This window comes from Clostridium hydrogeniformans DSM 21757 (assembly GCF_000686705.1).
Taxonomy (GTDB): Bacteria; Bacillota; Clostridia; order Clostridiales; family Clostridiaceae; genus Clostridium_Z; species Clostridium_Z hydrogeniformans.
Genome location: NZ_JMLJ01000017.1, coordinates 1 through 25,558, shown reverse-complemented (window position 1 = coordinate 25,558; position 25,558 = coordinate 1). Strand labels below are relative to the sequence as shown.

Sequence of the window (25,558 nt, the reverse complement as noted above, 5' to 3'; positions counted from 1 at the left end):
AGGAGGGGGATTTATAATGGGACAAAAGGTTTTAATGAAAGGAACCGAGGCCATAGGTGAAGCAGCTGTAAAAGCTGGATGCCAGAGTTTCTTCGGATATCCAATAACACCACAAACAGAAGTTTCAGCATATTTATCAAAGAGAATGCCTCAAATAGGTAGAGTTTTTCTTCAAGCTGAAAGTGAAGTAGCAGCTATAAATATGGTTTATGGAGCAGCTGGTACAGGAGTTAGATGTATGACATCATCTTCTTCACCAGGAATAAGCTTAAAAGCCGAAGGGATTTCTTATATAGCAGGAGCTGAGCTTCCATGTGTTGTAATAAACATAGTTAGAGGAGGCCCAGGACTTGGAGGAATACAGCCAGCACAATCTGACTACTTCCAAGCAACTAAGGGTGGAGCACATGGTGATTTTAATATGCCTGTATATGCACCTGCATCAATACAAGAAATGGTTGATATAATTCAAGATGCCTTTGATGTGGCAGATATATATAGAACTCCTGTAATGGTTATGGGAGATGGAATGCTTGGACAAATGATGGAGCCTGTTGAGTTTAAGGAAAGAGAAGCTAAGAAACTTCCAGAGAAAACTTGGGCTGCTAATGGTTTAGGAGGAAGAAAAGAGCATAATGTAATAAACTCTTTATTCTTACAACCAGAAGCGTTAGAAAACCATAATAATAAACTTCAAGCTAAGTATGATGAAATAAAGAAAAATGAAGTTAGATATGAATTATTTAACTGTGAAGAAGAATGTGACCTTATAATGGTTGCTTACGGAACAACAGCAAGAATATGTAACAATGTTATAAAGCTTGCAGCTAAAGAAGGAATAAAGTTAGGTTTAATAAGACCTATAACTATATGGCCATTCCCACAAGAAGCCTTTGATAAAACTGTGGGTAACACTAAACATGGCTACTTATCAGTAGAAATGAGTTGTGGACAAATGGTTGAGGATGTAAAACTTTCTTCAAATGGAAGAAAACCTGTTGATTTTTACGGAAGAACAGGTGGAATGGTTCCAACGCCAGCTGAAATATTAGCTAAGGCTAAGGAAATAGTAGGAGGTGCTAAGTAATGGCTATAGTATTTGAACCAACTAAAGCTTTATTAGATAGGCCAACCCACTACTGTCCAGGATGTACTCACGGTATAATCCATAGATTAGTTGGAGAGGTTTTAGAAGAGTTAAATGTTTTAGATAAAACTATAGGAGTTGCTCCAGTTGGATGCTCAGTTCTTGCATATGATTATTTTGCATTTGACATGTTCCAAGCAGCTCATGGTAGAGCACCAGCTGTTGCTACTGGAATAAAAAGATCAAATCCAGATAAGGTAGTATTTACTTATCAAGGAGATGGAGACCTAGCAGCTATTGGTACTTCTGAAATAGTTCATGCAGCAACAAGAGGAGAAAATATAGTTACTATATTCGTAAATAACTGTATATATGGTATGACAGGTGGACAAATGTCACCTACAACATTAGCAGGACAAGTAACGGAAACATCACCATTTGGAAGAGATGTACAAGTACAAGGTCATCCAATGAGAGTATCAGAAATGTTATCTACTTTAGATGGAGCTTGTTATGTAGAAAGAGTATCCGTTGATAATGTTCCTAATGTAATAAAAACTAAAAAAGCTATAAAGAAGGCTTTTGAAAATGCTATAGCAGGAAAAGGTTTCTCAATGGTTGAGGTATTATCTATATGCCCAACTAACTGGGGATTAAATATAGAAGAATCTCTACAATGGTTAAGAGAAAATATGATGCCTTTCTATCCTTTAGGAGTTAAGAAGGACACAACTGGGGAGGTGAAATAATATGGCAACTCAAGAAATGTTATTTGCAGGTTTTGGAGGACAAGGTATACTTTCCATGGCTAAATTTCTAGCTTATGCTGGAATGGATGATAACTTAAGTGTTTCTTGGTTACCATCTTATGGTCCAGAGATGAGAGGAGGTACTGCTAACTGTTCAGTTATACTAACTGATGAGTCAGTAGGTTCCCCAATAGTTATATCTCCAGATTCATTAATAGTTATGAACAGACCTTCTTTAGATAAATTTGAGGATTCAATAAAGAAGAATGGATTATTAATAATGGATTGTGATTTAGTAACAAGAGAAGCAAAGAGAGAGGACATAGAAGTTATAAAGATACCAGCACAAACAGAAGCAGCAAAGCTTGGATCTACTAAAATAGCTAATATGGTACTTTTAGGTGCAGTAGTTGCTAAAACTAAAATAGTTGAGATGGATGTACTTTTAGGTGCCCTTAGAGATCATGGAAAAGAGAAGTTCTTTGAGTTAAATAAGAAAGCTTTAGAAGTTGGAGCATCTTACGTTAAATAATTCAATAGGTAAAAATAACTGGTTAACTTTTAGTTAACCAGTTATTTTTTAATATTTTTTGAACATATATATGAAGAATAGGTATTAATATTTAGGTAATTTGTAAAACTAATACTTGTGAAATGTTTACATAATTAAATTAACTTATAGTAGTTAACTAAGTGTTAATAAATCTTAAAGTTTAGTTAACTACTATAAAGAATAAAATTTTCACTTAAACAACTCCTATTGTATAATAAAGTTGTAAAATTTATGTTTTTAGATTTCAACCTTTGGGTGAAGTAAGATATTCATTCAAAGGTTACTTTTACTTTATAGAGAATGAGGAGGCAAAGAATGATAGTCTTTAATAATATAAAAAAATCCTATAACAAAAATACTATTATAGAGAAATTTAATTTAACAATAAATAATGGAGAATTTGTAGTATTTATAGGACCAAGTGGTTGTGGTAAAACAACCATGCTTAAGATGATAAATAAACTTATAACTCCAACTAGTGGGAATATAGAAATAGATGGAGGAGATATAGCAAATATTGATTCTGTGAAACTTAGAAGAAACATAGGATATGTTATACAACAAACAGGAATTTTTCCTCATATGACCATAAAAGAGAATATAGGAATCATACTAAAATTAACTAAAACAGAAGAAAATAAAATAGATGAAAAGGTTAGAGAATTATTAACCTTAGTTGGACTAGAGCCAGAAAAATATATGAATAGATATCCAAAAGAACTTAGTGGGGGTCAACAACAAAGGGTTGGAGTTGCTAGAGCCCTTGCTACAGATCCAGATATAATACTTATGGATGAACCTTTTAGTGCATTAGACCCAATAACAAGAAATTCCCTTCAAGAAGAATTATTTAATCTTCAGCAAGAGGTTAAAAAGATAATTGTTTTTGTAACCCATGATATGGATGAGGCAATAAAGCTTGCAGATAAGATATGTATAATGAATAAGGGAGAGATTTATCAATACGATACCCCAGAAAATATACTAAGGAATCCGGCAAATGAATTTGTGGAAAGTTTCATAGGAAAGGATAGAATATGGAATAACCCTGAATATATAAAAGCTAAGGATGTTATGATTAAGAATCCTATAACAACTAATGGAAGAAGAAATGTCCTCCAGAGTATAGAAATAATGAGGAATAATAAGGTTGATAGCCTTATGGTTGTAGATAAACAAAACCTATTAAAAGGAATAGTAACAATAAAGTCGATAAAAGCATATATAAACGATAACTCTAATATAGAAGATATAATGGAAAAAAATCTTATAACTGTGGATGAAAATTCAAACATTGTGGATATTTTAAAGATCATGAATAACAATAATATTGGTTATGTTCCAGTTATAAATTCAAGCTGTGAGTTAAAGGGATTAGTTACAAGAAGCAGCCTTATTTCTGTTATGAGTGAGAAGTATATATATGAGGAAGAGAGGAAAGAGTAGTGAGTACATTTATGGAATTTATTATAGAAAGAAAAGAGGAGATATTTAAGCTATTAATAGAACATATATACCTCACAGTACTTGCAGTTTTATTAGCTGCTGTTATAGGAGTTCCTTTGGGGATAATTATAACTAGATATAAAAATGCCTCTAAATATGTCCTTGGGGTTACTAATATACTTCAAGCAGTACCAAGTCTTGCTTTACTTGGATTACTTATACCTTTGGTCGGAATAGGAAGTAAACCCGCAATAGTTATGGTGGTCTTATATTCTCTCTTACCTATAGTGAAAAATACTTATACAGGTCTTAAAAATATAGATAAGGAGATGCTAGAGGCAGCTTCAGGAATAGGACTTACTAAAAGTCAAGTTCTTAGAATGATTCAAATTCCGTTAGCCTTACCAGTAATAATGGCAGGAATAAGAATATCTGCAGTAACGGCAGTAGGATCTATGACCATAGCTGCATTTGTAGGAGCAGGTGGTCTTGGATATTTAGTGTTTTCTGGAGTTCAAACTGTTAATAATGATATGATACTAGCAGGAGCAATACCAGCTTGTATTCTTGCTTTGGCTATAGATTTTATAATAGGAAAAATAGAACTCTCAGTAACACCTAATGGATTAATAGATGATAATAATAAGAAAGGTGTTTCTAAGACTTTCAAAGTTATAACTTCATTATTACTTATAGCAATAGTAATTCTTTCAATCTCTAATATGTTTAAGAGTAATAAAAATACTATTGTTATAGGGTCTAAAAGTGATTCTGAACAACGTATACTTGGAAATATGCTATCAGATTTAATTGAGGATAGAACAGATATTAATGTCCAAAGAAAAATTGGCTTAGGGGGAAGTAATGTAACCTTCAGTGCTATAAATAATGGAGAGATTGATGGATTTGTAGAATATACTGGAACATCTCTTGTTAATATTTTGAAAATGGATGTTATTAAAGATAAAGATAAAGCTTATGATGTAGTAAAAAAGGAGTATAGGGATAGGTTTAATATAGAATATTTAAAACCCTTAGGTTTCAACAACACATATACCCTTGCAGTAAAGAAAGATATAGCTTCTAAATATAATTTAGAAACATTCTCAGATCTTGCAAAGGTAAGCGATAAGTTAAGACTTGGAACAACTATAGAATTTAGCAATAGAGAAGATGGCTTTATAGGACTTGCAAGGGATTATAATATGAAATTTAAATCTTTAGATGCAATAGATGGTGGGCTTAGATACACTTCTATAAATAATGGAAAAAGTGATGTGATAGATGCATTTTCTACAGAAGGGTTACTTAAGGCTTTTGATTTAAAGGTTCTTGAAGATGATAAGGGGTTTTTCCCACCTTATAGTGCTGTACCTATATTTAGAAAGGAAGTATTAGAAAAGTATCCAGAAGTTGAAGATATAATGAATGAATTAGAAGATAAGATAGATGAAGAGACTATGAGGGAGTTAAATTATAAGGTAGATAAACTTGGAGAAGATCCAGCTAATGTAGCTAAGAGTTTTCTAAAGGGTAGAGGATTTATTAAATAGTCATAAAGGAACTTAGGGAATTTATTTTCCTTAAGTTCCTTTTTTTATAAGGAAAAACTTAAATTTTATATAAAGTTTTAAGTGCAAAAGTTAATGTATACACTTTGATAAATTAAGATAAATCAATAAAACTTTAATGAATAAGTTAAAAAGTATTATTAAATCCCTATATAGGATTTCTATCTTGAATCTTAACTTATAAATGCACTTAGATCCTTTAAATCCCTAGAACTTAAGTAGTGCATAAGATAAGTTTTAAATCAAAAACCCTATATAGAGCTTTAATATAAAGCCTTAACTTATTCATTAAAAATATCCTTGATTTGGATAGATATTATGAAGTAATTTTAAAACTTATAACCCTATATGGTATTTAAAGCAGAACTATATTATAAAAACTATCTTATTTAAAACATTTTCATAGGTATTTTTGTTCATAATATTCAACTAAATGTTAATAAATATTAATACTTAGTTAAATACTATGTATATAAAAATTTTCAATTAGACAACTTATATGATACAATAAAGTTGTCAGATTTTAATAGGAATTTATTTATATAAGCATAATATAGAAATAATACTGTATTTAGAAGTTAAGTCTTTTATATAGAGAAAAATATTCATATAAAGATTAACTTTATTTTATATAGGATAAGGAGGACATAGAATGATAGTTTTTAAGGATATAGAAAAATCCTATAATAAGAACACTATTATAGAGAAATTTAACTTAACAATAAATGATGGGGAGTTTGTAGTGTTTATAGGTCCTAGTGGTTGTGGTAAAACCACAACTCTTAAGATGATAAATAAGCTAATAACACCAACTAGTGGGGGTATAGAGATAAATGGAGAAAATATTTCAAATATTGATTCTGTAAAACTTAGAAGAAAAATAGGATATGTAATACAGCAGACAGGAATATTTCCGCACATGACTATAAAGGAGAACATAGGAATTATACTAAAATTAATTAAAACAAAAGAGAGTAAGATAGAAGAAAAAGTTAGAGAACTATTAACCTTAGTTGGATTAGAGCCAGAGAAATATATGGATAGATATCCAAGAGAACTTAGTGGAGGACAACAACAAAGGGTTGGGTTTGCTAGAGCTCTTGCTACTAATCCTGACATAATACTTATGGATGAACCTTTTAGTGCATTAGATCCAATCACAAGAAATTCACTTCAAGAAGAACTATTTAATCTTCAACAGGAAGTTAAAAAGACAATTGTATTTGTAACTCATGATATGGATGAGGCTATAAAGCTAGCAGACAGGATATGTATAATGAATAAAGGTAGGATAGCTCAATATGATACTCCAGAAAATATATTAAGAAATCCAGCAGATGAATTTGTGGAGAATTTTATAGGTAAGGATAGAATATGGAACAATCCAGAATACATAAGAGTAAAGGATGTTATGATTAAAAATCCTGTAACTACTAATGGAAGAAGAAATGTTCTTCAAAGTATTGAAATAATGAGAAATAATAAGGTAGATAGTCTTATGATAGTGGATAAGGAAAATGTATTAAAAGGTATAGTAACAATAAAAGCCATAAGAAGGAAGGGCAATAATAATTCTACTATAGAAGAGATAATGGAAAAAGATCTCATAACTGTGGATGAAGATTCAAGTATTGTGGATATTTTAAAAACTATGAATAATAACAATATAGGATATGTACCAGTTGTAGATTCAGATAAAAAATTAAAAGGATTAGTTACAAGAAGTAGCGTTATTTCTGTTATGAGTGAGAAATATATTGATGAAGAGGAGGTAACAGAGTAATGAGTGCTTTTATAGATTTTATGATACAAAGAAAAGAACAAATCTTTAAGCTATTCCTAGAACATATACAGCTTACTATTCTTGCGGTTTTAGTGGCTACTATTATAGGAGTGCCTTTAGGTATACTTATAACTAGATATAAAAAGACATCTAAATATGTACTTGGAATTACTAATATACTTCAAGCTGTACCGAGTCTTGCTTTACTTGGACTTCTTATACCAGTAGTTGGAATAGGGAGTAAGCCAGCTATAGTTATGGTAGTTTTATATGCTCTTTTACCTATAGTAAAAAATACTTATACGGGACTTAAAAGCATAGATGATAGTATGTTAGAGGCGGCAACAGGAATAGGACTTACTAGGAGTCAGGTTCTTAGAATGATTCAAATTCCCCTAGCTTTGCCAGTAATAATGGCAGGTATAAGAATATCAGCAGTTACTGCAGTAGGCTCTATGACTATAGCAGCCTTTGTAGGTGCAGGAGGTCTTGGATATTTAGTATTCTCAGGAGTTCAAACTGTTGATAATAATATGATACTTGCAGGGGCAATACCAGCATGTATCCTTGCTTTAGCTATAGATTTTATAATAGGAAAAATAGAACTTGCAGTAACACCAAATGGTGTAACAGATGGTAAAAATAATAGAAGAGTTTCCAAAACATTTAAAGTAATAAGTGCAATATTGATTATAGTAATAGTTTTTTTATCTTTTTCTAATATGTTTAAAAGTAATAAGAATAAAATTGTAATAGGATCTAAAAATTACTCAGAGCAACTTATACTTGGAAATATATTGTCTGACTTAATTGAGGATAGAACAGACCTTGAAGTTGAAAGAAAGCTTAATTTAGGCGGGAGTAATGTAACCTTTAGTGCAATAAAAGGTGGAGAGATTGATGGTTTTGTAGAGTATACAGGAACATCTCTTGTTAATGTATTAAAGATGGAAGCTATAAAAGATGGAGATAAGACTTATGATGTTGTAAAGAAAGAGTATAGTGATAAATATAATATAGAATATTTAAAACCTTTAGGTTTTAATAATACCTATACTCTTGCAGTTAGAAAGGACTTAGCTGATAAATATAAATTAGAAACTTTTTCAGATCTTGCAAGAGTAAGTAAGGACTTAAGACTTGGGGCTACTATAGAATTTACCAATAGAGAAGATGGATTTATAGGGCTTTCAAAGGATTATAACATGAACTTTAAATCTGTAGATGCAGTAGATGGTGGACTTAGATATACATCTATAAATAATAATAAAAGTGATGTTATAGATGCTTTTTCTACAGATGGACTAATTAAAGCATTCGATTTAAAGGTTCTAAAGGATGATAAAAATTTCTTCCCTCCATATAATGCAGCACCTATATTTAGGAAAGAAACCTTAGAAAAGCATCCAGAACTTGAGGGAATAATAAATGAATTAGCAGGAAAGATAAATGATGAAACCATGAGAGAGTTAAATTATAAGGTAGATAAACTAGGGGAAGATCCAGCTAAGGTAGCTAAGGATTTTTTAAGAGAATCAGGATTTATTAAGTAATCATAAGGGAACTTAGAGAATTTATTTTCTTTAAGTTCTTTTTTATATAGATATTATTTAGGGTGGAGAAGTATAAATTCATGAATTTTATATGAAATATATTCCGATAATTATAGTTATTAATATAAATTTAATTAGGGTATAATGTAAGTAAAACATAAAAAAATAAGGAGTTGATATCATGATAAATGTAGCATTAATAGGGTTTGGTGTTTCAGGACAGGTGTTTCATGCCCCTACAATAACTAGTGTTCATGGGTTAAATCTTAAAAAGATATATACAACTAGTAGTGAAAAAAAAGAGAAGGCTATAAAGGAGTACCAAGGGGTAGAGGTAGTCAATGATTTAAATAACATATGGTTAGATGAAAGTATAGATTTAGTTGTGGTAGCTACTCCAAATAATCAGCACTATGAATTTGCTAAGGTTGCTTTAAATTATGGAAAACATGTGGTTGTAGAAAAACCTTTTACCATAGAAAGTAAAGAGGCAGAGGAATTAATAAAGCTTGCAGAGGAAAAGAAGTTAGTTCTATCTGTATATCATAATAGAAGATGGGATAGTGACTTTCTAACAGTAAAGAAAATCATTCATGAAGGAAAGCTAGGAAATTTAGTTGAGTATGAGGCTCATTTTGATAGATTTAGAAATTATTTTAAAGAAGGGGCATGGAGAGAAAAAAACGTTCCAGGATCAGGAATATTATATGATTTAGGAGCTCATTTAATAGACCAGGCCACAAACTTATTTGGATGTCCTAAGAAAGTATTTGGAGATGTAAGAATCCAAAGGCAGGGTGGAGACACAATAGACAATTTTGAAGTAATATTATATTATCCTAATTTAAAAGTTAACCTTAAGGCAGGAATGCTTGTTAGAGAGGAACTACCTCATTTTATTTTGCTTGGGGATAAGGGATCCTTTATTAAATATGGAATGGATATTCAAGAGGGAAAGCTTAGGGATGGAATAAGACCAGTTGCTGTATCAGACTTTGGGGTAGAACCAAAGGAACTTTATGGAACAATACATACAGAAATTAATGGAGAAGTCATAAGAGAAAAAGTTGTAAGTGAAGTTGGTGATTACACAAGTTATTATAAAAATATTCTTAATACCATAAAGGGTGAGGAAGAGCTAGTGGTAAAACCAGAAGAAGCTAGGGATACCATAAGGATAATAGAACTTGCTATAAAAAGCTCTAATGAAGGGAGAATAGAAGAGTTTAATTAATCCACAAAACAGGTAAGTTTTCTTAAAAGTTGTGAATAACTTTTAAGAAACTGTTTATAATTTATAAGGACAAGCGATCTAGAAATATGAATACTATATATTATTATAAATTACTAAAGTGATAGTTACTTATAATATTGTGAAAAGCTAAAGGGCACATGATATGTAATTGAGGAGTGAATAAATATGAGGACAAGCTTAAAATCTAAAAATAATATAACCAAAATAGATGAAATGGTAGGTCTTGATACTGTATTTCAGGTTTTAGAATATGATAGCTTAAGGGGAGGAAAAGATTTAAGTACAGCTTTTGCATTGTCTTTTATGACTGATTCTAATATAAAGCTAAGGCAGATAAGAATACTGTTAAAGGATGCAGCTGTGAGATTAGAAGCGGGAGCTCTTCAATTTATGAAAGGTGATATAGAAATTGATAGTAGAATGGGTGGCATAGTAGGGCTTGGGAAAAAACTTATCTCTAGTAAATTGACTAATGAAAAAGCCTTTAAGCCATTATATAATGGTACTGGAGAGATTTTTCTTGAACCTTCCTTTGGTCATTATGCTCTTATAGAGTTAGAAGATGAATCTGTAGTTGTTGATGATGGATTATTCTACGCCTGTGAAGAGGGGGTAGAAGTAGGGGTATCATCTCAAAAGAGCTTATCCTCTGCCTTTTTTGGAAATGAAAGTTTCTTTCAAACTAAAATTTCTGGAACGGGGATTGCAGTTTTAGAGTTACCAGTACCAGAATCAGAGGTTATAAAAGTTAAACTAATAGATGATGAATTAAAGGTAGATGGAAACTTTGCCATATTAAGAAGTGGAAGAATAGATTTCACAGTAGAAAAATCAGCAAAATCATGGATAGGAACAGGAACTAGTGGAGAAGGACTTTTAAGTGTGTTTAGAGGAACAGGAGAAGTTTGGCTTATTCCAACATCTCATATTTATGAAAATATATCAGGGTTTAATTTAAAAGGTATGACAAATCCTTCAGGAACTATAAATACTAATCAAGGAAATAAATAATTAAATTTTGTAATATTTTTTTATGAGATTCATATAATAGATGATGAAGTAATTAAAATGAGGTTTTTTCAATGGAGGATTCACTTTATCATTATGAGGAAGGGGAACAAGAGGAAAAGGCAAAGAAACTTCTCTCCTATGGAGAGCTTCCTTTAAAGAAAGTTATGAAAAAGTCTTATGATAATAAGGAAATTCCTAAGATACTAAATGAGGTAAGAGAAGAGTTTTTCTCAATGTTTAAGAGTCTTCCAACAGTAGAAAAAGGATGTAATAGGAATATAATGGCGGCTTCTTATTTAATAAGCTTTCTTAAGGTTAATAAAAAAAGAGGTTATCCAGTGTCTGTTGCATCAGAGGTAATTTTAGATACCGTAGATATTGGAATTTCTTTAATCCCAAGTTTTATAATAAAAAAATATGTTACAGAATATGAAATGGCATTTATAAAGAATATAAAATCTAAGGGAATAAGGGATTCTTTAAAAACCTTTAAGGGAAAAAATCTAGAACTTAAGGGTAGGAGAAAAAGAGAGTTAATAAATTCCCTTATCTTAAGAGAGAATGTTAAGGAGTTTAGTGTATATTTAGAGCCTATTGCATTATTATAATACACCTTTATTGCTAAGTTATTGATTCTTGTTTCAGTGGTAGTTCATATGTTATAAAATATTAAAACATATATTTTATTTTAGAGAAATCCCTTAACATATAGGGTTTATATGTGTATAATAGTTTTATTAACAGTGTTGACTTTATAGAATAGTATGCTATAATAAAGTCAATTTAAAATGTAAATGCAATGAAGAGGACAGTAGTTTGTGTGAATTATTTACAGAGAGAGGTTATGTAGCTGTAATTAACCTTAAATAACCATAAATGAAAACCACCTCTGAGTGACTTTAATACAGTACGGTAAGCACCGTTATATGCTTTAATGAGTCCTAAATTTAATTTATCTAATTTAGGAAACTAGGGTGGAACCACGGGAATTCAGCTCTCGTCCCTTTCTGTAATAGGAAGGGATGGGAGTTTTTTTAATTTAGAAATATAAATTATTAAATACAAATATTTTAAGATTTAGTTACCACAAAAGGTTAACCATTAAAAAGTATTAAAAGTATCATAATAGTTTTTAATGGTTAATCTAAGGAAAAGAAGGGAGAGAAATATATGATAAAAATAACTTTAAAAGATGGATCTGTAAAAGAGTATGAAAGCAAAATATCAGTTATTGATCTTGCAAAGGACATAAGTGAAGGTCTTGCAAGAGTTGCTTGTGCAGGGATTGTAGATGGAAAAGTTGAAGACTTAAGATTTGAAATAGAGAAAGATAGTGAGGTTAGTATAGTAACCTTTGATAATGAAGAAGGAAGAGAAGCTTTTAGACATACAGCAGCTCATATATTAGCTCAAGCTGTTAAAAGATTATATAGTGGGGCAAAACTTGCTATAGGACCAGCCTTAGAAGAAGGATTTTATTACGATGTAGAGTTTGAGGAACCTATAACTCAAGAAGATCTTCCTAAGATAGAAGCTGAAATGAAAAAGATTGTTAAAGAAAATCTTTCAATAGAGAGATTTATTCTTCCTAGAAATGAAGCTTTAAGTCTTATGAATGAAAAGAATGAAGAGTATAAGGTTGAACTTATAAATGATCTTCCAGAGGATGAAATTTTATCATTCTATAAAATGGGAGAGTTTGTAGACCTATGTGCAGGTCCTCACCTTATGACAACAAAGCCAGTTAAAGCAGTTAAGCTTACTATGCTTACAGGAGCTTATTTTAGAGGCGATGAAAATAATAAGATGCTTACTAGAATATATGGAACAGCATTTACTAAGGCTTCTGATTTAGAAGAATTCCTAAAGATGAAGGAAGAAGCTAAGAAAAGAGATCATAATAAGCTAGGAAGAGAGCTTGGAATATTTACAACTTCTGATATAGTAGGTCAAGGACTTCCTCTTATAATGCCAAAGGGAGCTAGAGTTCTTCAACTTCTTCAAAGATGGGTTGAAGATGAGGAAGAGAAGAGAGGATATGTTTTAACTAAGACTCCTATAATGGCGAAGAGTGATTTATATAAGATTTCAGGACACTGGTCTCACTATAAGGATGGAATGTTCATAATAGGAGATGAGGATAATGAGGAAGAGGCTATGGCATTAAGACCAATGACATGCCCATTCCAATATTTAATATATAAGGCGGAGCAACACAGCTATAGAGACCTTCCAATAGGATATGCAGAAACTTCTACTTTATGTAGAAAGGAATCTTCAGGAGAAATGCATGGTCTTATAAGAGTAAGACAGTTTACTTTAGCTGATGGTCACATAATATGTAGACCAGACCAAGTTAATGAAGAGTTCAAGAAGGCTGTAGACTTAGTTAAGCATATAATGACTACTTTAGGAATACAAGATTCCGTAAGTTATAGATTCTCTAAGTGGGATCCAAACAACAAGGGTAAATATATAGATAACCCAGAGGCTTGGGAAAGCACTCAAAAGGAAATGAAGGTTATATTAGATGAACTTGAATTAGACTATAAGGAAGCTGATGGAGAAGCAGCATTCTATGGACCTAAGCTAGACATTCAATTTAAGAATGTTCATGGCAAGGAAGATACAATAATAACAGTTCAACTAGATTTTGCCTTAGCAGACAGATTTGATATGAGCTATGTAGATGCAGATGGAAGTAAAAAGAGACCATTTATAATCCATAGAAGCTCAATAGGATGTTATGAGAGAACTTTAGCTATGCTTATAGAAAAATATGCAGGAGCATTCCCAATATGGCTTAGCCCAACTCAAGTTAAGGTTCTACCAATATCAGAAAAATATCATGACTATGCAGAAAGTGTAGTTAAGAACCTTAGAAATAAGGGCATAAGAGTAGAAGCTGATTATAGAGCTGAGAAGATAGGATACAAGATAAGAGAAGGAAGAATGGAAAGAATACCTTACCTTCTAATTGTTGGAGAAAAAGAAGAAGAAAATAATAATGTAGCAGTTAGAAGAAGAGGGGAAGACTTAGGTATACTATCTATAGAAGGCTTTGAAGAGAAGATATTAGAAGAAATAAGAGAAAAAGTGAATAACTAAATTAAAGTAGCTATCTTAAAGGAGGAGAATCCTTCTTTAAGATAGCTTTTTATAAAGAAAATTTATTAGGGGATACTCTATTAAATAATATTTAACTAATAATACTATTATAAGAAGATGTTTTATTCAATTTTTTTAGTGGTTTCATGTTCCTTTAATAAAGAGGATACAACACCACTTAAAGCTAAGAGGGCAAGTAAGTTTGGTATAACCATAAAACCATTAAACATATCTGTAAGTTCCCATACAATTTCTACCTTTAATGTGCAGCCTATAACTACAAATATAGCTACTATAATAGCGTAGATTTTTGTAGCTTTCTTTCCAAGAAGAAATTTAACATTAGCTTCTCCAAAGAAATACCAACCGATTATAGTGGAAAAAGCAAAAAACAGTAGGCAAATTGCAATAAAAATTCCACCAAAAGATCCTAGAGTTTTAGTAAATGCAGCTTGTGTAAGCTCTATTCCAGTAGTTTTTCCATCAAGAACACCAGTGGTTAATATAACAAAAGCTGTAATTGTTAGTATTATAAATGTATCAACAAATACTCCCATAAGGGCAAATATACCTTGATCTACAGGGTGTTTAGCCTTAGCCATGGCATGAGCATGAGGGGTAGAACCCATACCAGCTTCATTAGAGAATAGTCCCCTAGCAACCCCGTATCTTATGGCATCCTTTATACTGGAACCAATGATACCACCAAGGATAGCTTGAGGGTTAAATGCACCTACAAATATCATTTTCATAGCTTCTCCAAAGGAAGAAATATTTAAAAGTATTACAAAAACACCACCTATTATATAAAAAGCGGCCATTATTGGGACTAGTTTTTCTGTTACAGATGCTATTCTTCCAAGACCACCTAAAAATATAAAAAGACAAATTATAGATAATATAATTCCGACAATTAAGGGATTAAAATTAAAGGCAGTGTTAAAAGCAGTACCTATGGAGTTGGATTGAACCATGCTACCCATAAAGCCTAGGGCGAAAATAGCAAATATGGAAAAAAGTTTAGAAAGAATAGAACCTAATTTTCCTTTAAATGCAGATCTAATATAATAAGAAGGTCCACCAACTACGTCCCCATTAACTTGAGTTTTATATTTTTGTGCAAGGGTAGCTTCAGCAAAGGAAGTAGACATACCAAAGAAGGCACTTACCCACATCCAAAATATAGAGCCAGGACCACCGGAGGCTATGGCTGTAGCAGCTCCAGCTAGATTTCCAGTACCAACCTGAGCAGCTATAGCTGTGGCTAAGGATTGAAAAGAACTCATACCATCATTTCCAGCTCTCTCCCCCTTGAATTTTATACTACCAAAAACCTTTTTAAAACTCTCTTTAAATTTTCGTACTTGTACAAATCTAAGTTTAAAAGTGAAATAGGCTCCAGTACCACAAAGAAGGAATAGAAGAAGGAAGTTCCAGAAGAAAGAATTAATTTTTTGGACTATTACTAAGGTATTCATAAAAAATCCTCCTATTAATTTATAAATTTATAATCTTTACAAACAATATATTCCAAATTATCAATTTTAGTACTAAGGGTTTTATTATATATATAAATTTTAGTTATTTATATATATAATAGAATAAACCTATTTACAACGTAACAATGTTTTGTTACACTGAAAATAGGAGGTGTAACAATGAGCGAAGATTTAATATCAAAAAAAGAACTTTTAAATGTAACTGGAATCTCCTATGGTCAGCTATATAGATGGAAGAGGAAGAATATAATACCTGAGGAGTGGTTTATAAAAAAGTCTAGTTATACGGGACAAGAAACGTATTTTCCAAGGGAAAAGATATTAGAGAGAATAGAAAAGATAAAGGATATGAAGGATAATTTATCCTTGGATGATTTAGCTGATGTATTCTCTTCAACACCATCAAAGGTTAGTTTATCAAAGGATGAAATATTAATAAAAAACATTGTATCTAATAGAGCATTAGAAATATATGAAAGTATATATGAACCATTAGAAGAGTTTGGGTTTGATAATATTCTTATTCCTTATATTCTTGATGATCTTTTAAAATCAGGGAATATAAGTTTTGATGAGGGAAAGAGTCTTATAAAGCTTTTAAGTACTACTGAGTTTAAAGATAAAGATTATGAAATAATTCTTCTTAGAAAGTTTGGAATTGGCATATGGGTTCTTGGAGATGTTAATGAGAATTTTTATATAGAAGAAGAAGGAAAAATTATCATAAAGACTACACTAAAGACTTTTATTGAAGAATTAAAATTAAAGCTTGAAAGGTAGGTAAATGGTATGAAAGAAGAAATGAGAGGTTTGAGTATTGATGGGTCAGGTACTATAGAGAGTGGGGAGTATGAAGATATAGATATATATGGACGTGCTAATTTATCTGGAAATGTAAGATGTGAATCATTAATGATTAATGGAGTATTAGAATCTAAATATAAAATATATGGGGAATCCATAGAAGTAAATGGGGCAGTAAATATTAGTGAATTTGCCCAAGGGGAAGAAATAGAGGTTAATGGGGCAGCTAGTTTTAAAAATGGCTTAATATTTAGCTCTATGGAAGTGAATGGAAGAGTTTCTGCTATAGGGGAGATAAAGGGAGAAAGATTAGAAATAAATGGTAAGGTTGATATTGAGGGAATTTTAAACTGCGAGAGTGTAGAAGTTGGAGGGTGTTTAACAGCTACTAAGGATGTTACTGTAGAGAGTATAGAATGTGATGGAATTATAAAAATTCAAGGATTATTAAATGGAGAAAATGTATTTATAGAATCTTCCTCTAAATCCTATGTAAAAGAAATTGGGGGAGGCGTTATAGAAATTATTTCAACTTCAAAGAATCTAGGAAATGATTCCTTTGTTTCAGAGTTTATTGAAGGAGATGAAATAAATATAAATAATGTAACAGTAAAGAGTGTCAGAGGTAATGTTGTTAATGTAGGAGATTATTGTGTGATAGATAACCTTCATTATAGAGATCAGGTTAATATAAGCCATAAGGCTAAGGTTAAAGAAGTTATAAAATTTTAAGGTAGGTGATGAAGTGTGGAAAAAGATTTAATGGATATAGAAATAGATGGATTTTCTAAGATTGCAGGAGGAAGATATAGAGATATAGTTGTAAATGGTGGAGGGAAAACCGTAGGAGATCTTAGTTGCGAATCTATGGAGGTAAATGGATTTTTAAAAGCAGGAAGTAAGATTAACACTTCATATTTAAAAATAAATGGAATGGGCCGCTTCACTGATGAAGTTCATGGAGAAAAAATAGCTGTAGATGGTACTTCATCCTTTATCGGAGGGCTTACCTTTAGTAAATTTGAGGTTAATGGAGTAGCAAAAATTAAAGGGGAAACTCAAGGAGATAGCTTTGATGTGAATGGATATGTGAAGATAGAGGAAAGTTTGAACTCAAGAGCGGTAGACTGTGAAGGGGCTATTTTTATAAAAGAAAATCTTCAGGTAGAGGAACTAGATTGCAGAGGGTTAATAAATGTTAAAGGATTATTAAATGGTGAGAAAATTTATATAGCTGCTAGTAAATTTTCCTATATAAAAGAAATTGGAGGATCAGAAATAGTTATAAGATATAAGGATGGGGTTAGCGAAAAACTTCTTAACTTAATAAGAGGGTTTATAAATGGTGGAAGTAATTATGATGGACTTGTTACTGATTTTATAGAGGGAGATATGATAGATATTTCTAATATAAAGGTTAAAGAGGTAAGAGGTAATTTCATAAAAATAGGAGAAAAATGTGAGATAGACAAAGTAGAGTATAAAGAAAAAATAGAGATAAGTCCCCTATCTACAGTTAAAGAGATTATAAAATTATAATGCAATGGGAGGGTATTAAATTATGGAAGAGAAATTAATGGATTTGAAAATATCAGGTTCTTCTACAATGCCAGGAGGAAAGTATGACTCAGTAAAAATAAGCGGATCTGGAAAAATAAATGGAGATGTAATATGTTCAGAGTTTAAAGTAAGTGGGTCAGGGGCATTAAGGGGAAGTTTAGAAACAATTACAGGTAAGGTTAGCGGTAGTGCTTCTATTCAGGGTAATATAAAATGCGGAGATTTTAAGTTTTCGGGATCAGCTAGTGTGGGAGGAAACTTAGAAGGAGGAAATATTCATACAAGTGGATCAACTAAGGTAGAAGGCAGAGTTAAAGGTAAATCTCTTAACGTGTCTGGATCCATGAAAATCGGAGAAGGTATCTATGTTAATGATATAGACATATGTGGATCTCTAAAGTCAGGCGGAGACTGTGAAGGGGAGAGATTCATATCTCAAGGGGGATTCAATATAAGAGGGCTTCTTACAGCCGATGTCATTGATATAGGCTTAGCAGGGGACTGTTATGCTAAAGAAATCGGAGGAGAAAAAATAATAATAAAAAGAGTAAGAAATAATGGTGGGTTCTTAAGATATATATTATCCTTAGTAAATATAAATAATGGAGTGTTAAATACAGAACTTATAGAAGGGGATTATGTAGAGGTTAATTACACTAGATGTAATATTATAAGAGGAAAAAAGGTAGTTGTGGGAAAGGGATCTGTAATAGATAAGGTAGAATACACTGATGAAATAATAATAGAAAATGGTGGAGTAGTAAAGGAAGAGGTAAAGGTTCAATAGGTATGAAAGGTTTTATAATGTAAACATTAAAGTAAGACAGTGTAGTACTTTAATGTTTACATTATAGCTAATTATTAGCCTTAAGCTTTAATTAAAAATAATTAGAAAGTTTTAATTCTATGGATTAAATTATACATATGTTAAATCATTAAAATTGAATTTATTTCCCTGTCTAAAGCACTATCAATGAACGACAGTTCAATGAATAAGGTAATTATTTATATTAAAACCTTGTATAGTACTTTAAGTTAAGGAAGAATTAACTTAAATATTAAATTTATTAACTATAATATTAAAGAAATCAATATTCATATTTAATATATTAATTATAGATTTAAATATATTAATAAATTAGAATATAAAAATTAAAATATTTAAAATATATATTGAAAATTTTAATTAGACAGTATATACTAAAGATACAGAGGTGGTTAAACATGGGATATGAGGTTATAAGTAAATGCCCTGTATGTTCTAAGAAACTTAAGATAACTAGGCTAAAATGTGAAAGCTGTAATACAATTATAGAAAATGATTTCCATATGTCTAAATTCGAGTATCTTACCAGGGATCAACTAAAGTTTATAGAAGTATTTTTAAAATGTAGAGGTAATATAAAGGATGTGGAGAAGGAACTTAAAATCTCTTATCCAACAGTTAGAGGAAAGCTGGATGAGGTATTAGTTTCTCTTGGATATGATAAGCCAAAGGGAGAAAACAAGGATTCTTTAAAGGTATTAGACGCCTTAGAAAAGGGTGAAATAACCACAGAAGAGGCAATTAAACTTCTAAGGGAATAAGCCTTGCTTGTTGCAAGGTTTTAGATTAAGTTCAATTTCAAGAATATTATGAAATGTGCAATAGGAGGGTGTATTATGAAAGAGGATTTATTAAGAGTATTAAAAATGGTTGAGGAAGGTAAGATTTCAGGGGAAAAGGCAGAAGAGCTTATAGCAGCATTAAAACAGGAAAAGGAGACATCAGGTTCTGTAAGTGAATCTCCAGAAGACTATGAAAAGAGGATTCTTAAGGTAAAGGTTTTATCCAGTGATGGAGATGATGTTTCAGTAAATCTTCCAATAAGTTTTATAAAAGGGGTTTTAAAATCATGCAAAGAACTTCCTATAAATGTTGGAAATATGAAGGGGATTGACAAGGAGGCTTTAATGAATACTTTAATAGCAGCCTTAGATAATAATATTATAGGTAATATAGTGGAAGTAAATTCAGGAGATGGAGATAAGGTCAGAATTTTTATAGAGTAGTTTGGGGGAAATATGAAGATAGTAATAAAGAATAAAGAAAGAAAAAGACCTATAAAAATTCCAGTTCCTTTAAGCTTAGTCACGGTATCTTTAAGAGTATCAAAACCTTTAATATACCGTGTGGCTAGGAAAGAAGATGATGAGAAGTTAAAAAAGATTTTAGATTGTATTAATTTTGATTTACTATGTAGAAGCATCAAAGACCTTAAAGGCTTCAAGGGGCTTAATATAGTTGAGATTAAAGAAAAAAGTGGTACAGAAATTAAAATAACAGTATAGGGGTAAGGGGGACAGAGGGAATGGAAAACAGCGTAGAAGTTAAAAATTTAAGTAAGATTTTTATAACTAGAAAGAAAAAGTTTTTTAAAACCTTAGAAGTTAAAGAATTTAAAGCTGTAGATAATATTAATTTTAATATAAAAAAGGGAGAAATATTTGGCCTTTTAGGACCTAATGGAGCCGGTAAGACCACCACAATAAAGATGATTACAGGGCTTTTAATGCCAACTACTGGCGAAGTTATGGTTATGGGACAAGATGTAAATAAGAATCAGAAAAAATCATTAAAAAATATAGGGACTGTTTTAGCAGGAGATAGAAGTATATATTGGAAGCTTACAGGAAGAGAGAACCTTGAGTATTTTGCAGCATTGTATGGATGTGATACAAAGGAGGCAAAGTTAAGAGCGAATAAAATTATCAAAAGGTTTCAGATGGAAGAGAAATCAGATGTACTAGTTGAAAAATACTCCACAGGAATGAAACAAAAGATAGCTCTTGGAAAGGCACTTATACCAGGAGCACCAGTAGTATTATTAGATGAACCTACCTTAGGACTAGACCCCCAATCAGCAATAAACTTAAGAGAAATAATAATGGAGATAAAAGAAGAAGGAAGAACAGTTCTACTAACAACTCATTATATGGAAGAGGCAGATTTTCTCTGTGACAGAATAGCAATCATAGATGGAGGAAAGATAATAGCCTTAGACACACCAGAAAATCTTAAGAAAAGCATAAGCAAAGTAAAGATCTTAAAAATTACCATAGATAATTGTAATGATAAAGTACTAGAAGATGTAAAAACCATAAGTTATGTTGAAAATATCAATAGTGAATATAAATCAGAAAATAGAGCTTATGAAATTATAATCCACCATAATGATGGAGAGGAAATAATACAAGAAATAATAAATATTTTAATAAAACACAGCATAAAGCTTCTTAATATAAAGGTAGAAGAACCTTCCCTTGAGGATGTATTCATAAATCTTACAGGTAAGAGTTTAAGGGATTAGGAGGGGATTATCATAGATAGGATAAAAGTTATTAGGGCTTCTTTTAAAAAGGAGTTTATTCAGTATATTAGATATCCCTCATGGATAATAGCAAGTTTTATATGGCCTCTTATAATACCATTTTTCTACGTGGCAGCAGGAATTGCCATGGCAGGACCAGATGGAAGCGGATATGATACATTTAAAAATATAGCGGGGACTGAAAGCTATATAGGGTATGTAATTATTGGAACCATGGTTTGGTCTTGGGTAAATATGACCATGTGGAGTTTTGGAAGTTACCTTAGAAGTGAACAAACTAGAGGGACTCTGGAGTCTAATTGGTTATGTCCTATAAATAAATTTGACCTTTTTATAGGACAAGGTATCTTTAGCATAGCAACTAGTTTAATTAGCCTTGTAATAAGTATATTAGAATATAAGTATATTTATGGGGTTACTTTTAATGCAACCCCACTTGGATGGATAGTATCATTTTTAATATTCCTTCCAGGAGTTTATGGGTTTGGACTTATGTTTTCTTCTTTAATACTAGTAGCAAAGGAAGCTGGTGCTACAGTACAAATCATAAGAGGAATTATAACTATATTTTGTGGGGTATCCTATCCTATAATTATGCTTCCAGAGTGGATGAAAGTAGTATCTAGTACTCTTCCTTTTACCTATGGAATAAATGCTTCAAGAAAACTGCTTTTAAATGGTACTTTAGTAACTTCAGGGGAAGTTACCTATGATATATTTATGTGTATTTTACTTGGATCAGTAATGTTTATAATAGGAAGAATTTTATTTTCATCCTTAGAAAAAAAGGTAAGGCTTTCTGGAAGTCTTGAAAGGTTTTAGGAGGGGGCTATATGAGAGAATTTTTTATACTTTTAAAGGCTAGATTTATTTTGAAAATGAAATATTATTTTAGATATCCTCTTAATATAATTTTTCCTTTAGTTGATCCAATAATATGGCTTTCTCCTATGTATTTTATGGGAAAAGCTTTTGAGGTAAATGGAGAAATTAGGGGCTTTACAGCCTATACAGGAAATTCAGATTATATGGGATTTTTAATAATAGGATTTATGGCAAGTACATTTGTATCTACAGCTTTATGGGCAACTGGATTTACTCTAAAAACTGAAATGATGCAGGGAACCCTTGAGGCAAACTGGAGTGCACCAATAGATAAAATGGCGTTTTTAATAGGGACAGCTTTATTTCAATTTTGCGAGGCTCTATTTGAAATTATACTTACCATGATTATATGTCATTTCTTATTTGGATTCACAATAACTATAAATCTATTTAGAATTCTTCTTTATTTAATACCAGGAATTATAGCTATTATGGGAATAGGAATAGGGGTAGCGGCCTTAGTTCTTCTTATGAAAGATGCCAATACTGTAATAGATTTAAGTAATATACTTGTAATGGGACTTTCAGGAGCTAATTTTCCAGTTAAGATATTACCAAAGGGAATGTTTTTCATATCAATTTTAATTCCATTAACCTATTTAAATGATAGTTTAAGAGCTATAATGATTAACCAAGAGCCCTTTATAGATCTTAAATATCAACTTCTTATATTATTTGTTTCCATGTTTGCATTTTACATCTTAGGACGTGGAATATTTATGAGGGTTGAAAGAAAATGTAGGGAAAAGGGAATGTTATCAGGACACTAAGACTAAAGGAAGCCGAGGCTTCTTTTAGTCTTTTTTTATAAGGTAAAAATTATCATAATAAATAAAATGCTTTAAATGAGATATATATTATTATTGACTTTCACTTTTTTTATGTAAAGAATAATGTGTATATATTAAATAAACTGCAAATACCAATTCTAGAAATATTATTAATGATATTATTGGATGTATATTGCTAAAAACATAGTTAAAATAATAGAAGTTAAACTTATTTATTAAGCTTAAAATTACATTAAAAATAAATTTAATCAATATATATTATGGAATCTTAAAAAAACTATAGTATAATATAATAGGTAAATTACTTTTACAAAAATTTTTAAATAGTGAGGTAGAGGCTATGGGTAGAATGTTTGGAACTGATGGAGTACGTGGAATTGCAAATACTGAATTAACTGCAGAACTTGCTTATAATTTAGGAAGAGCAGGTGCCTATGTATTAACAGAAGGAACACATAAGCCTAAGATTCTTGTAGGAATGGACACTAGAATATCAGGAGATATGCTTGAGTCAGCTTTAGTTTCAGGAATACTTTCCTTTGGAGCAGAAGCGGTATGCTTAGGTGTTGTACCAACTCCAGCTATTGCTTATTTAACAAGAAAACTTGGAGCAGATGCAGGTGTTATGATATCAGCATCACATAATCCAGTAGAATATAATGGAATTAAGTTTTTTGATAATAAAGGATATAAGCTTTCAGATGAACTTGAGGATAATATTGAAAGTGTAATAGAAAATAATTTCAAGGATGTTCCTGTACCAGTGGGAGGAGACCTTGGAAGAAAAAGAGTTGAGGAGTCAGCTCTAGAAGAGTACATAGAATATGCTAAATCTACAATAAATGTAGATTTTAAGGGTATGAAGGTAGCTTTAGATTGTGCTAACGGGGCAGCTTATGAAGCAGCAGTAGACACATTTAGGGATTTAGGAGCAGAGGTTGTTGTTATAAATAATGATCCAGATGGAGTAAACATAAACAAAAACTGCGGCTCTACTCATCCAGAAGAACTTATGGAATATGTAGTTAAAAAGAACTGCGATCTTGGTCTTGCTTTTGATGGAGATGCAGATAGATGCCTTGCAGTGGATGAAAAGGGAAATCTTATAAATGGAGATTTTATTCTTGGAATATGTGCCAAGGAATTTAAAAAGCAAGGTAGATTAAAAAATGATACTTTAGTTGTAACTGTTATGAGCAACTTAGGACTTGATATCGCTATGAAAAAAGAGTCTGTGAATGTGGTGAAAACTAAGGTTGGAGACAGATATGTTCTTGAAGAGATGGTTAAGAGTGGATATAAACTAGGGGGAGAGCAATCAGGTCATGTTATATTCTTAGATCATAACTCAACAGGAGATGGTCTTGTTACAGGTCTTCAGTTAGCTGCAATAGTTAAAAAGAGTGGAAAAACTTTATCAGAACTAGCATCAAACATAAAGGAATTACCACAGGTTTTAGTTAATGCAAAGGTACCGAATGATATGAAAGATATTCATGAAAAAGATGAGGAAATAAAAAACGAAATAAAGAAGATTGAAGAATCCCTTCATGGAGTTGGAAGAGTACTTATAAGGCCTTCAGGTACAGAGCCTTTAGTTAGGGTAATGCTTGAGGGAGAAAATCAAGAAGAAATAGATGCAATGGCTCATAACTTAGCAAAACTTATAGAAAGTAAAGTTAACTGTTAATATATTAATAAAAAAGCTTGTTACTTAAGGTAACAGGCTTTTTATTATGCTCATTAAAGAAGTTTTTGAGTAGTCAAAAATTTAGTATAATCAAGGTTTAAACCCCTTATAACCTAGTATTTGCCACACAATATAAGTAAGTATACATATAATATTTATGAATCTATTCTTCAAAGAAGGAGATGAAGCTTTATGCCAAACTATTTGGTTTTTAATAATTCGGCTGAAGAATTAAAGACCTTGATATTTGGAAGTAATAATGGAGAATCTATTCCAGTCAAGGTAGATAGTGATGGTAAATTAGAGTTATCAACTATTAATATAGGTGGAATAACAGGTACATTAGATATTAGACCACTAAAAGGGAATGTAGACAGTGTTAGTATATCAGGTACTGTGACCACAAGACCATTAAGTGGAATTACAGATAGTATAAAAATCACAGATACAATAGCAACAAGGCCGTTAACAGGGGACACGGATAGTGTAAGAATAGTAGATACAGTAGCAATAAGAGCCTTAAGTGGAACTACAGATAGTATAAAAATAACAGATACAGTAGCAACAAGACCGTTAACAGGAAATACTGATAGCGTAAGAATCTTTGATACTGTAACAATAAGAGCCTTAAGTGGAACCACAGATAGTATAAAAATCACAGATACAATAGCAACAAGACCGTTAGCAGGAAATACTGATAGTGTAAGAATCTTTGATACGGTAGCGATAAGAGCCTTAAGTGGAACAACAGATAGCATAAAGATCACAGATACAATAGTAACAAGACCATTAACAGGAAATACTGATAGCGTAAGAATCTTTGATACGGTAACAATAAGAGC

General features: G+C 31.3%; 23 protein-coding genes, 1 pseudogene and 1 other annotated feature. Of the genes and pseudogenes, 23 read left to right on the top strand and 1 reads right to left on the bottom strand.

What is annotated here, in order from left to right; all coding sequences use genetic code 11:
• The first annotated feature begins 16 nt into the window (after window positions 1–16).
• The 11 genes from BR69_RS0110795 (at window position 17) to thrS (ending at window position 14,116) form a co-directional block, all read left to right on the top strand.
• On the top strand, window positions 17–1,087 hold the full coding sequence (locus tag BR69_RS0110795) for a 3-methyl-2-oxobutanoate dehydrogenase subunit VorB (protein WP_027633202.1): 1,071 nt from the start codon (window positions 17–19) through the stop codon (window positions 1,085–1,087).
• A complete protein-coding gene (locus BR69_RS0110790; protein ID WP_027633201.1) occupies window positions 1,087–1,836 on the top strand; it encodes a thiamine pyrophosphate-dependent enzyme in 750 nt (249 codons plus the stop codon). Before BR69_RS0110795 ends, BR69_RS0110790 begins: the two co-directional genes overlap by 1 nt.
• Window position 1,837: 1 nt before the next feature.
• Entirely contained in the window at window positions 1,838–2,368 is a 531-nt protein-coding gene (locus tag BR69_RS0110785) for a 2-oxoacid:acceptor oxidoreductase family protein (RefSeq protein WP_027633200.1), read from the top strand.
• Between the two features lie 336 nt (window positions 2,369–2,704).
• Window positions 2,705–3,835 carry a betaine/proline/choline family ABC transporter ATP-binding protein gene (locus BR69_RS0110780; protein WP_027633199.1) on the top strand — a complete coding sequence of 377 codons (1,131 nt, stop codon included), beginning with the start codon at window positions 2,705–2,707 and terminating at the stop codon, window positions 3,833–3,835.
• The gene (locus tag BR69_RS0110775; protein ID WP_027633198.1) at window positions 3,835–5,388 is read left to right on the top strand and encodes an ABC transporter permease/substrate-binding protein; all 1,554 of its coding nucleotides are present in this window, start codon (window positions 3,835–3,837) and stop codon (window positions 5,386–5,388) included. The genes BR69_RS0110780 and BR69_RS0110775 overlap by 1 nt, the downstream gene beginning before the upstream one ends.
• A 670-nt stretch (window positions 5,389–6,058) precedes the next feature.
• Complete coding sequence (locus BR69_RS0110770; protein WP_027633197.1) at window positions 6,059–7,189, top strand: betaine/proline/choline family ABC transporter ATP-binding protein; 1,131 nt, start codon at window positions 6,059–6,061, stop codon at window positions 7,187–7,189.
• Window positions 7,189–8,742 (top strand): ABC transporter permease/substrate-binding protein, encoded by a 1,554-nt coding sequence (locus BR69_RS0110765; protein WP_027633196.1) that lies wholly within the window; start codon window positions 7,189–7,191, stop codon window positions 8,740–8,742. Before BR69_RS0110770 ends, BR69_RS0110765 begins: the two co-directional genes overlap by 1 nt.
• A gap of 181 nt (window positions 8,743–8,923) precedes the next feature.
• Window positions 8,924–9,976, top strand: a complete 1,053-nt coding sequence (locus BR69_RS0110760) for an oxidoreductase (RefSeq protein ID WP_034849785.1) — start codon at window positions 8,924–8,926, stop codon at window positions 9,974–9,976.
• Between the two features lie 186 nt (window positions 9,977–10,162).
• Window positions 10,163–11,008 carry an AIM24 family protein gene (locus tag BR69_RS0110755; protein WP_027633194.1) on the top strand — a complete coding sequence of 282 codons (846 nt, stop codon included), beginning with the start codon at window positions 10,163–10,165 and terminating at the stop codon, window positions 11,006–11,008.
• A 71-nt stretch (window positions 11,009–11,079) separates the two neighbouring features.
• On the top strand, window positions 11,080–11,616 hold the full coding sequence (locus BR69_RS0110750; RefSeq protein ID WP_027633193.1) for a hypothetical protein: 537 nt from the start codon (window positions 11,080–11,082) through the stop codon (window positions 11,614–11,616).
• Between the two features lie 182 nt (window positions 11,617–11,798).
• Window positions 11,799–12,016: a binding site (T-box leader), on the top strand.
• A 162-nt stretch (window positions 12,017–12,178) separates the two neighbouring features.
• Window positions 12,179–14,116, top strand: coding sequence for a threonine--tRNA ligase (gene thrS, locus BR69_RS0110745; protein WP_027633192.1), 1,938 nt, complete (start codon window positions 12,179–12,181; stop codon window positions 14,114–14,116).
• 122 nt (window positions 14,117–14,238) lie between these two features.
• Here the strand turns inward: thrS and BR69_RS0110740 are convergent, their stop codons facing one another.
• On the bottom strand, window positions 14,239–15,594 hold the full coding sequence (locus BR69_RS0110740) for an alanine/glycine:cation symporter family protein (RefSeq protein ID WP_027633191.1): 1,356 nt from the start codon (window positions 15,592–15,594) through the stop codon (window positions 14,239–14,241).
• A 180-nt stretch (window positions 15,595–15,774) separates the two neighbouring features.
• Between BR69_RS0110740 and BR69_RS0110735 the strand changes: the two genes are divergently transcribed.
• The 12 genes and pseudogenes from BR69_RS0110735 to BR69_RS21195 all read left to right on the top strand — a co-directional run.
• A complete protein-coding gene (locus BR69_RS0110735; protein ID WP_027633190.1) occupies window positions 15,775–16,395 on the top strand; it encodes a YhbD family protein in 621 nt (206 codons plus the stop codon).
• Window positions 16,396–16,404: 9 nt separating this feature from the next.
• Window positions 16,405–17,151 (top strand): hypothetical protein, encoded by a 747-nt coding sequence (locus BR69_RS0110730; protein WP_027633189.1) that lies wholly within the window; start codon window positions 16,405–16,407, stop codon window positions 17,149–17,151.
• A gap of 15 nt (window positions 17,152–17,166) precedes the next feature.
• Window positions 17,167–17,958, top strand: coding sequence for a hypothetical protein (locus BR69_RS21200; RefSeq protein ID WP_027633188.1), 792 nt, complete (start codon window positions 17,167–17,169; stop codon window positions 17,956–17,958).
• A 22-nt stretch (window positions 17,959–17,980) separates the two neighbouring features.
• Window positions 17,981–18,766: a Rossmann-fold NAD(P)-binding domain-containing protein gene (locus BR69_RS0110720; protein WP_027633187.1), complete on the top strand. Its 786-nt coding sequence runs from the start codon at window positions 17,981–17,983 to the stop codon at window positions 18,764–18,766.
• 437 nt (window positions 18,767–19,203) lie between these two features.
• Window positions 19,204–19,566 (top strand): DUF2089 domain-containing protein, encoded by a 363-nt coding sequence (locus tag BR69_RS0110715; protein ID WP_027633186.1) that lies wholly within the window; start codon window positions 19,204–19,206, stop codon window positions 19,564–19,566.
• 75 nt (window positions 19,567–19,641) lie between these two features.
• Window positions 19,642–20,031: an SHOCT-like domain-containing protein gene (locus BR69_RS0110710; protein ID WP_027633185.1), complete on the top strand. Its 390-nt coding sequence runs from the start codon at window positions 19,642–19,644 to the stop codon at window positions 20,029–20,031.
• Between the two features lie 12 nt (window positions 20,032–20,043).
• A complete protein-coding gene (locus tag BR69_RS0110705) occupies window positions 20,044–20,310 on the top strand; it encodes a hypothetical protein (protein ID WP_027633184.1) in 267 nt (88 codons plus the stop codon).
• Between the two features lie 20 nt (window positions 20,311–20,330).
• Window positions 20,331–21,329, top strand: a complete 999-nt coding sequence (locus BR69_RS0110700) for an ABC transporter ATP-binding protein (RefSeq protein WP_027633183.1) — start codon at window positions 20,331–20,333, stop codon at window positions 21,327–21,329.
• A 6-nt stretch (window positions 21,330–21,335) separates the two neighbouring features.
• Window positions 21,336–22,172 (top strand): ABC transporter permease, encoded by an 837-nt coding sequence (locus BR69_RS0110695; protein WP_084315431.1) that lies wholly within the window; start codon window positions 21,336–21,338, stop codon window positions 22,170–22,172.
• 11 nt (window positions 22,173–22,183) lie between these two features.
• Window positions 22,184–23,005, top strand: coding sequence for an ABC transporter permease (locus tag BR69_RS0110690; protein WP_027633181.1), 822 nt, complete (start codon window positions 22,184–22,186; stop codon window positions 23,003–23,005).
• A 361-nt stretch (window positions 23,006–23,366) separates the two neighbouring features.
• The gene (glmM, locus tag BR69_RS0110685) at window positions 23,367–24,716 is read left to right on the top strand and encodes a phosphoglucosamine mutase (protein WP_027633180.1); all 1,350 of its coding nucleotides are present in this window, start codon (window positions 23,367–23,369) and stop codon (window positions 24,714–24,716) included.
• A 192-nt stretch (window positions 24,717–24,908) separates the two neighbouring features.
• Window positions 24,909–25,558, top strand: a pseudogene (locus tag BR69_RS21195) (hypothetical protein); the annotation flags it as partial.

Coding starts and splice junctions, on each gene's coding strand:
- thrS (WP_027633192.1), top strand. CDS start 12,179: ATGATAAAAATAACTTTAAAAGATGGATCTGTAAAAGAGTATGAAAGC.
- BR69_RS0110715 (WP_027633186.1), top strand. CDS start 19,204: ATGGGATATGAGGTTATAAGTAAATGCCCTGTATGTTCTAAGAAACTT.
- BR69_RS0110765 (WP_027633196.1), top strand. CDS start 7,189: ATGAGTGCTTTTATAGATTTTATGATACAAAGAAAAGAACAAATCTTT.
- BR69_RS0110785 (WP_027633200.1), top strand. CDS start 1,838: ATGGCAACTCAAGAAATGTTATTTGCAGGTTTTGGAGGACAAGGTATA.
- BR69_RS0110780 (WP_027633199.1), top strand. CDS start 2,705: ATGATAGTCTTTAATAATATAAAAAAATCCTATAACAAAAATACTATT.
- BR69_RS0110750 (WP_027633193.1), top strand. CDS start 11,080: ATGGAGGATTCACTTTATCATTATGAGGAAGGGGAACAAGAGGAAAAG.
- BR69_RS0110755 (WP_027633194.1), top strand. CDS start 10,163: ATGAGGACAAGCTTAAAATCTAAAAATAATATAACCAAAATAGATGAA.
- BR69_RS0110730 (WP_027633189.1), top strand. CDS start 16,405: ATGAAAGAAGAAATGAGAGGTTTGAGTATTGATGGGTCAGGTACTATA.
- BR69_RS0110795 (WP_027633202.1), top strand. CDS start 17: ATGGGACAAAAGGTTTTAATGAAAGGAACCGAGGCCATAGGTGAAGCA.
- glmM (WP_027633180.1), top strand. CDS start 23,367: ATGGGTAGAATGTTTGGAACTGATGGAGTACGTGGAATTGCAAATACT.
- BR69_RS0110710 (WP_027633185.1), top strand. CDS start 19,642: ATGAAAGAGGATTTATTAAGAGTATTAAAAATGGTTGAGGAAGGTAAG.
- BR69_RS0110740 (WP_027633191.1), bottom strand. CDS start 15,594: ATGAATACCTTAGTAATAGTCCAAAAAATTAATTCTTTCTTCTGGAAC.
- BR69_RS0110720 (WP_027633187.1), top strand. CDS start 17,981: ATGGAAGAGAAATTAATGGATTTGAAAATATCAGGTTCTTCTACAATG.
- BR69_RS0110735 (WP_027633190.1), top strand. CDS start 15,775: ATGAGCGAAGATTTAATATCAAAAAAAGAACTTTTAAATGTAACTGGA.
- BR69_RS0110690 (WP_027633181.1), top strand. CDS start 22,184: ATGAGAGAATTTTTTATACTTTTAAAGGCTAGATTTATTTTGAAAATG.
- BR69_RS0110770 (WP_027633197.1), top strand. CDS start 6,059: ATGATAGTTTTTAAGGATATAGAAAAATCCTATAATAAGAACACTATT.
- BR69_RS0110790 (WP_027633201.1), top strand. CDS start 1,087: ATGGCTATAGTATTTGAACCAACTAAAGCTTTATTAGATAGGCCAACC.
- BR69_RS0110760 (WP_034849785.1), top strand. CDS start 8,924: ATGATAAATGTAGCATTAATAGGGTTTGGTGTTTCAGGACAGGTGTTT.
- BR69_RS0110705 (WP_027633184.1), top strand. CDS start 20,044: ATGAAGATAGTAATAAAGAATAAAGAAAGAAAAAGACCTATAAAAATT.
- BR69_RS0110700 (WP_027633183.1), top strand. CDS start 20,331: ATGGAAAACAGCGTAGAAGTTAAAAATTTAAGTAAGATTTTTATAACT.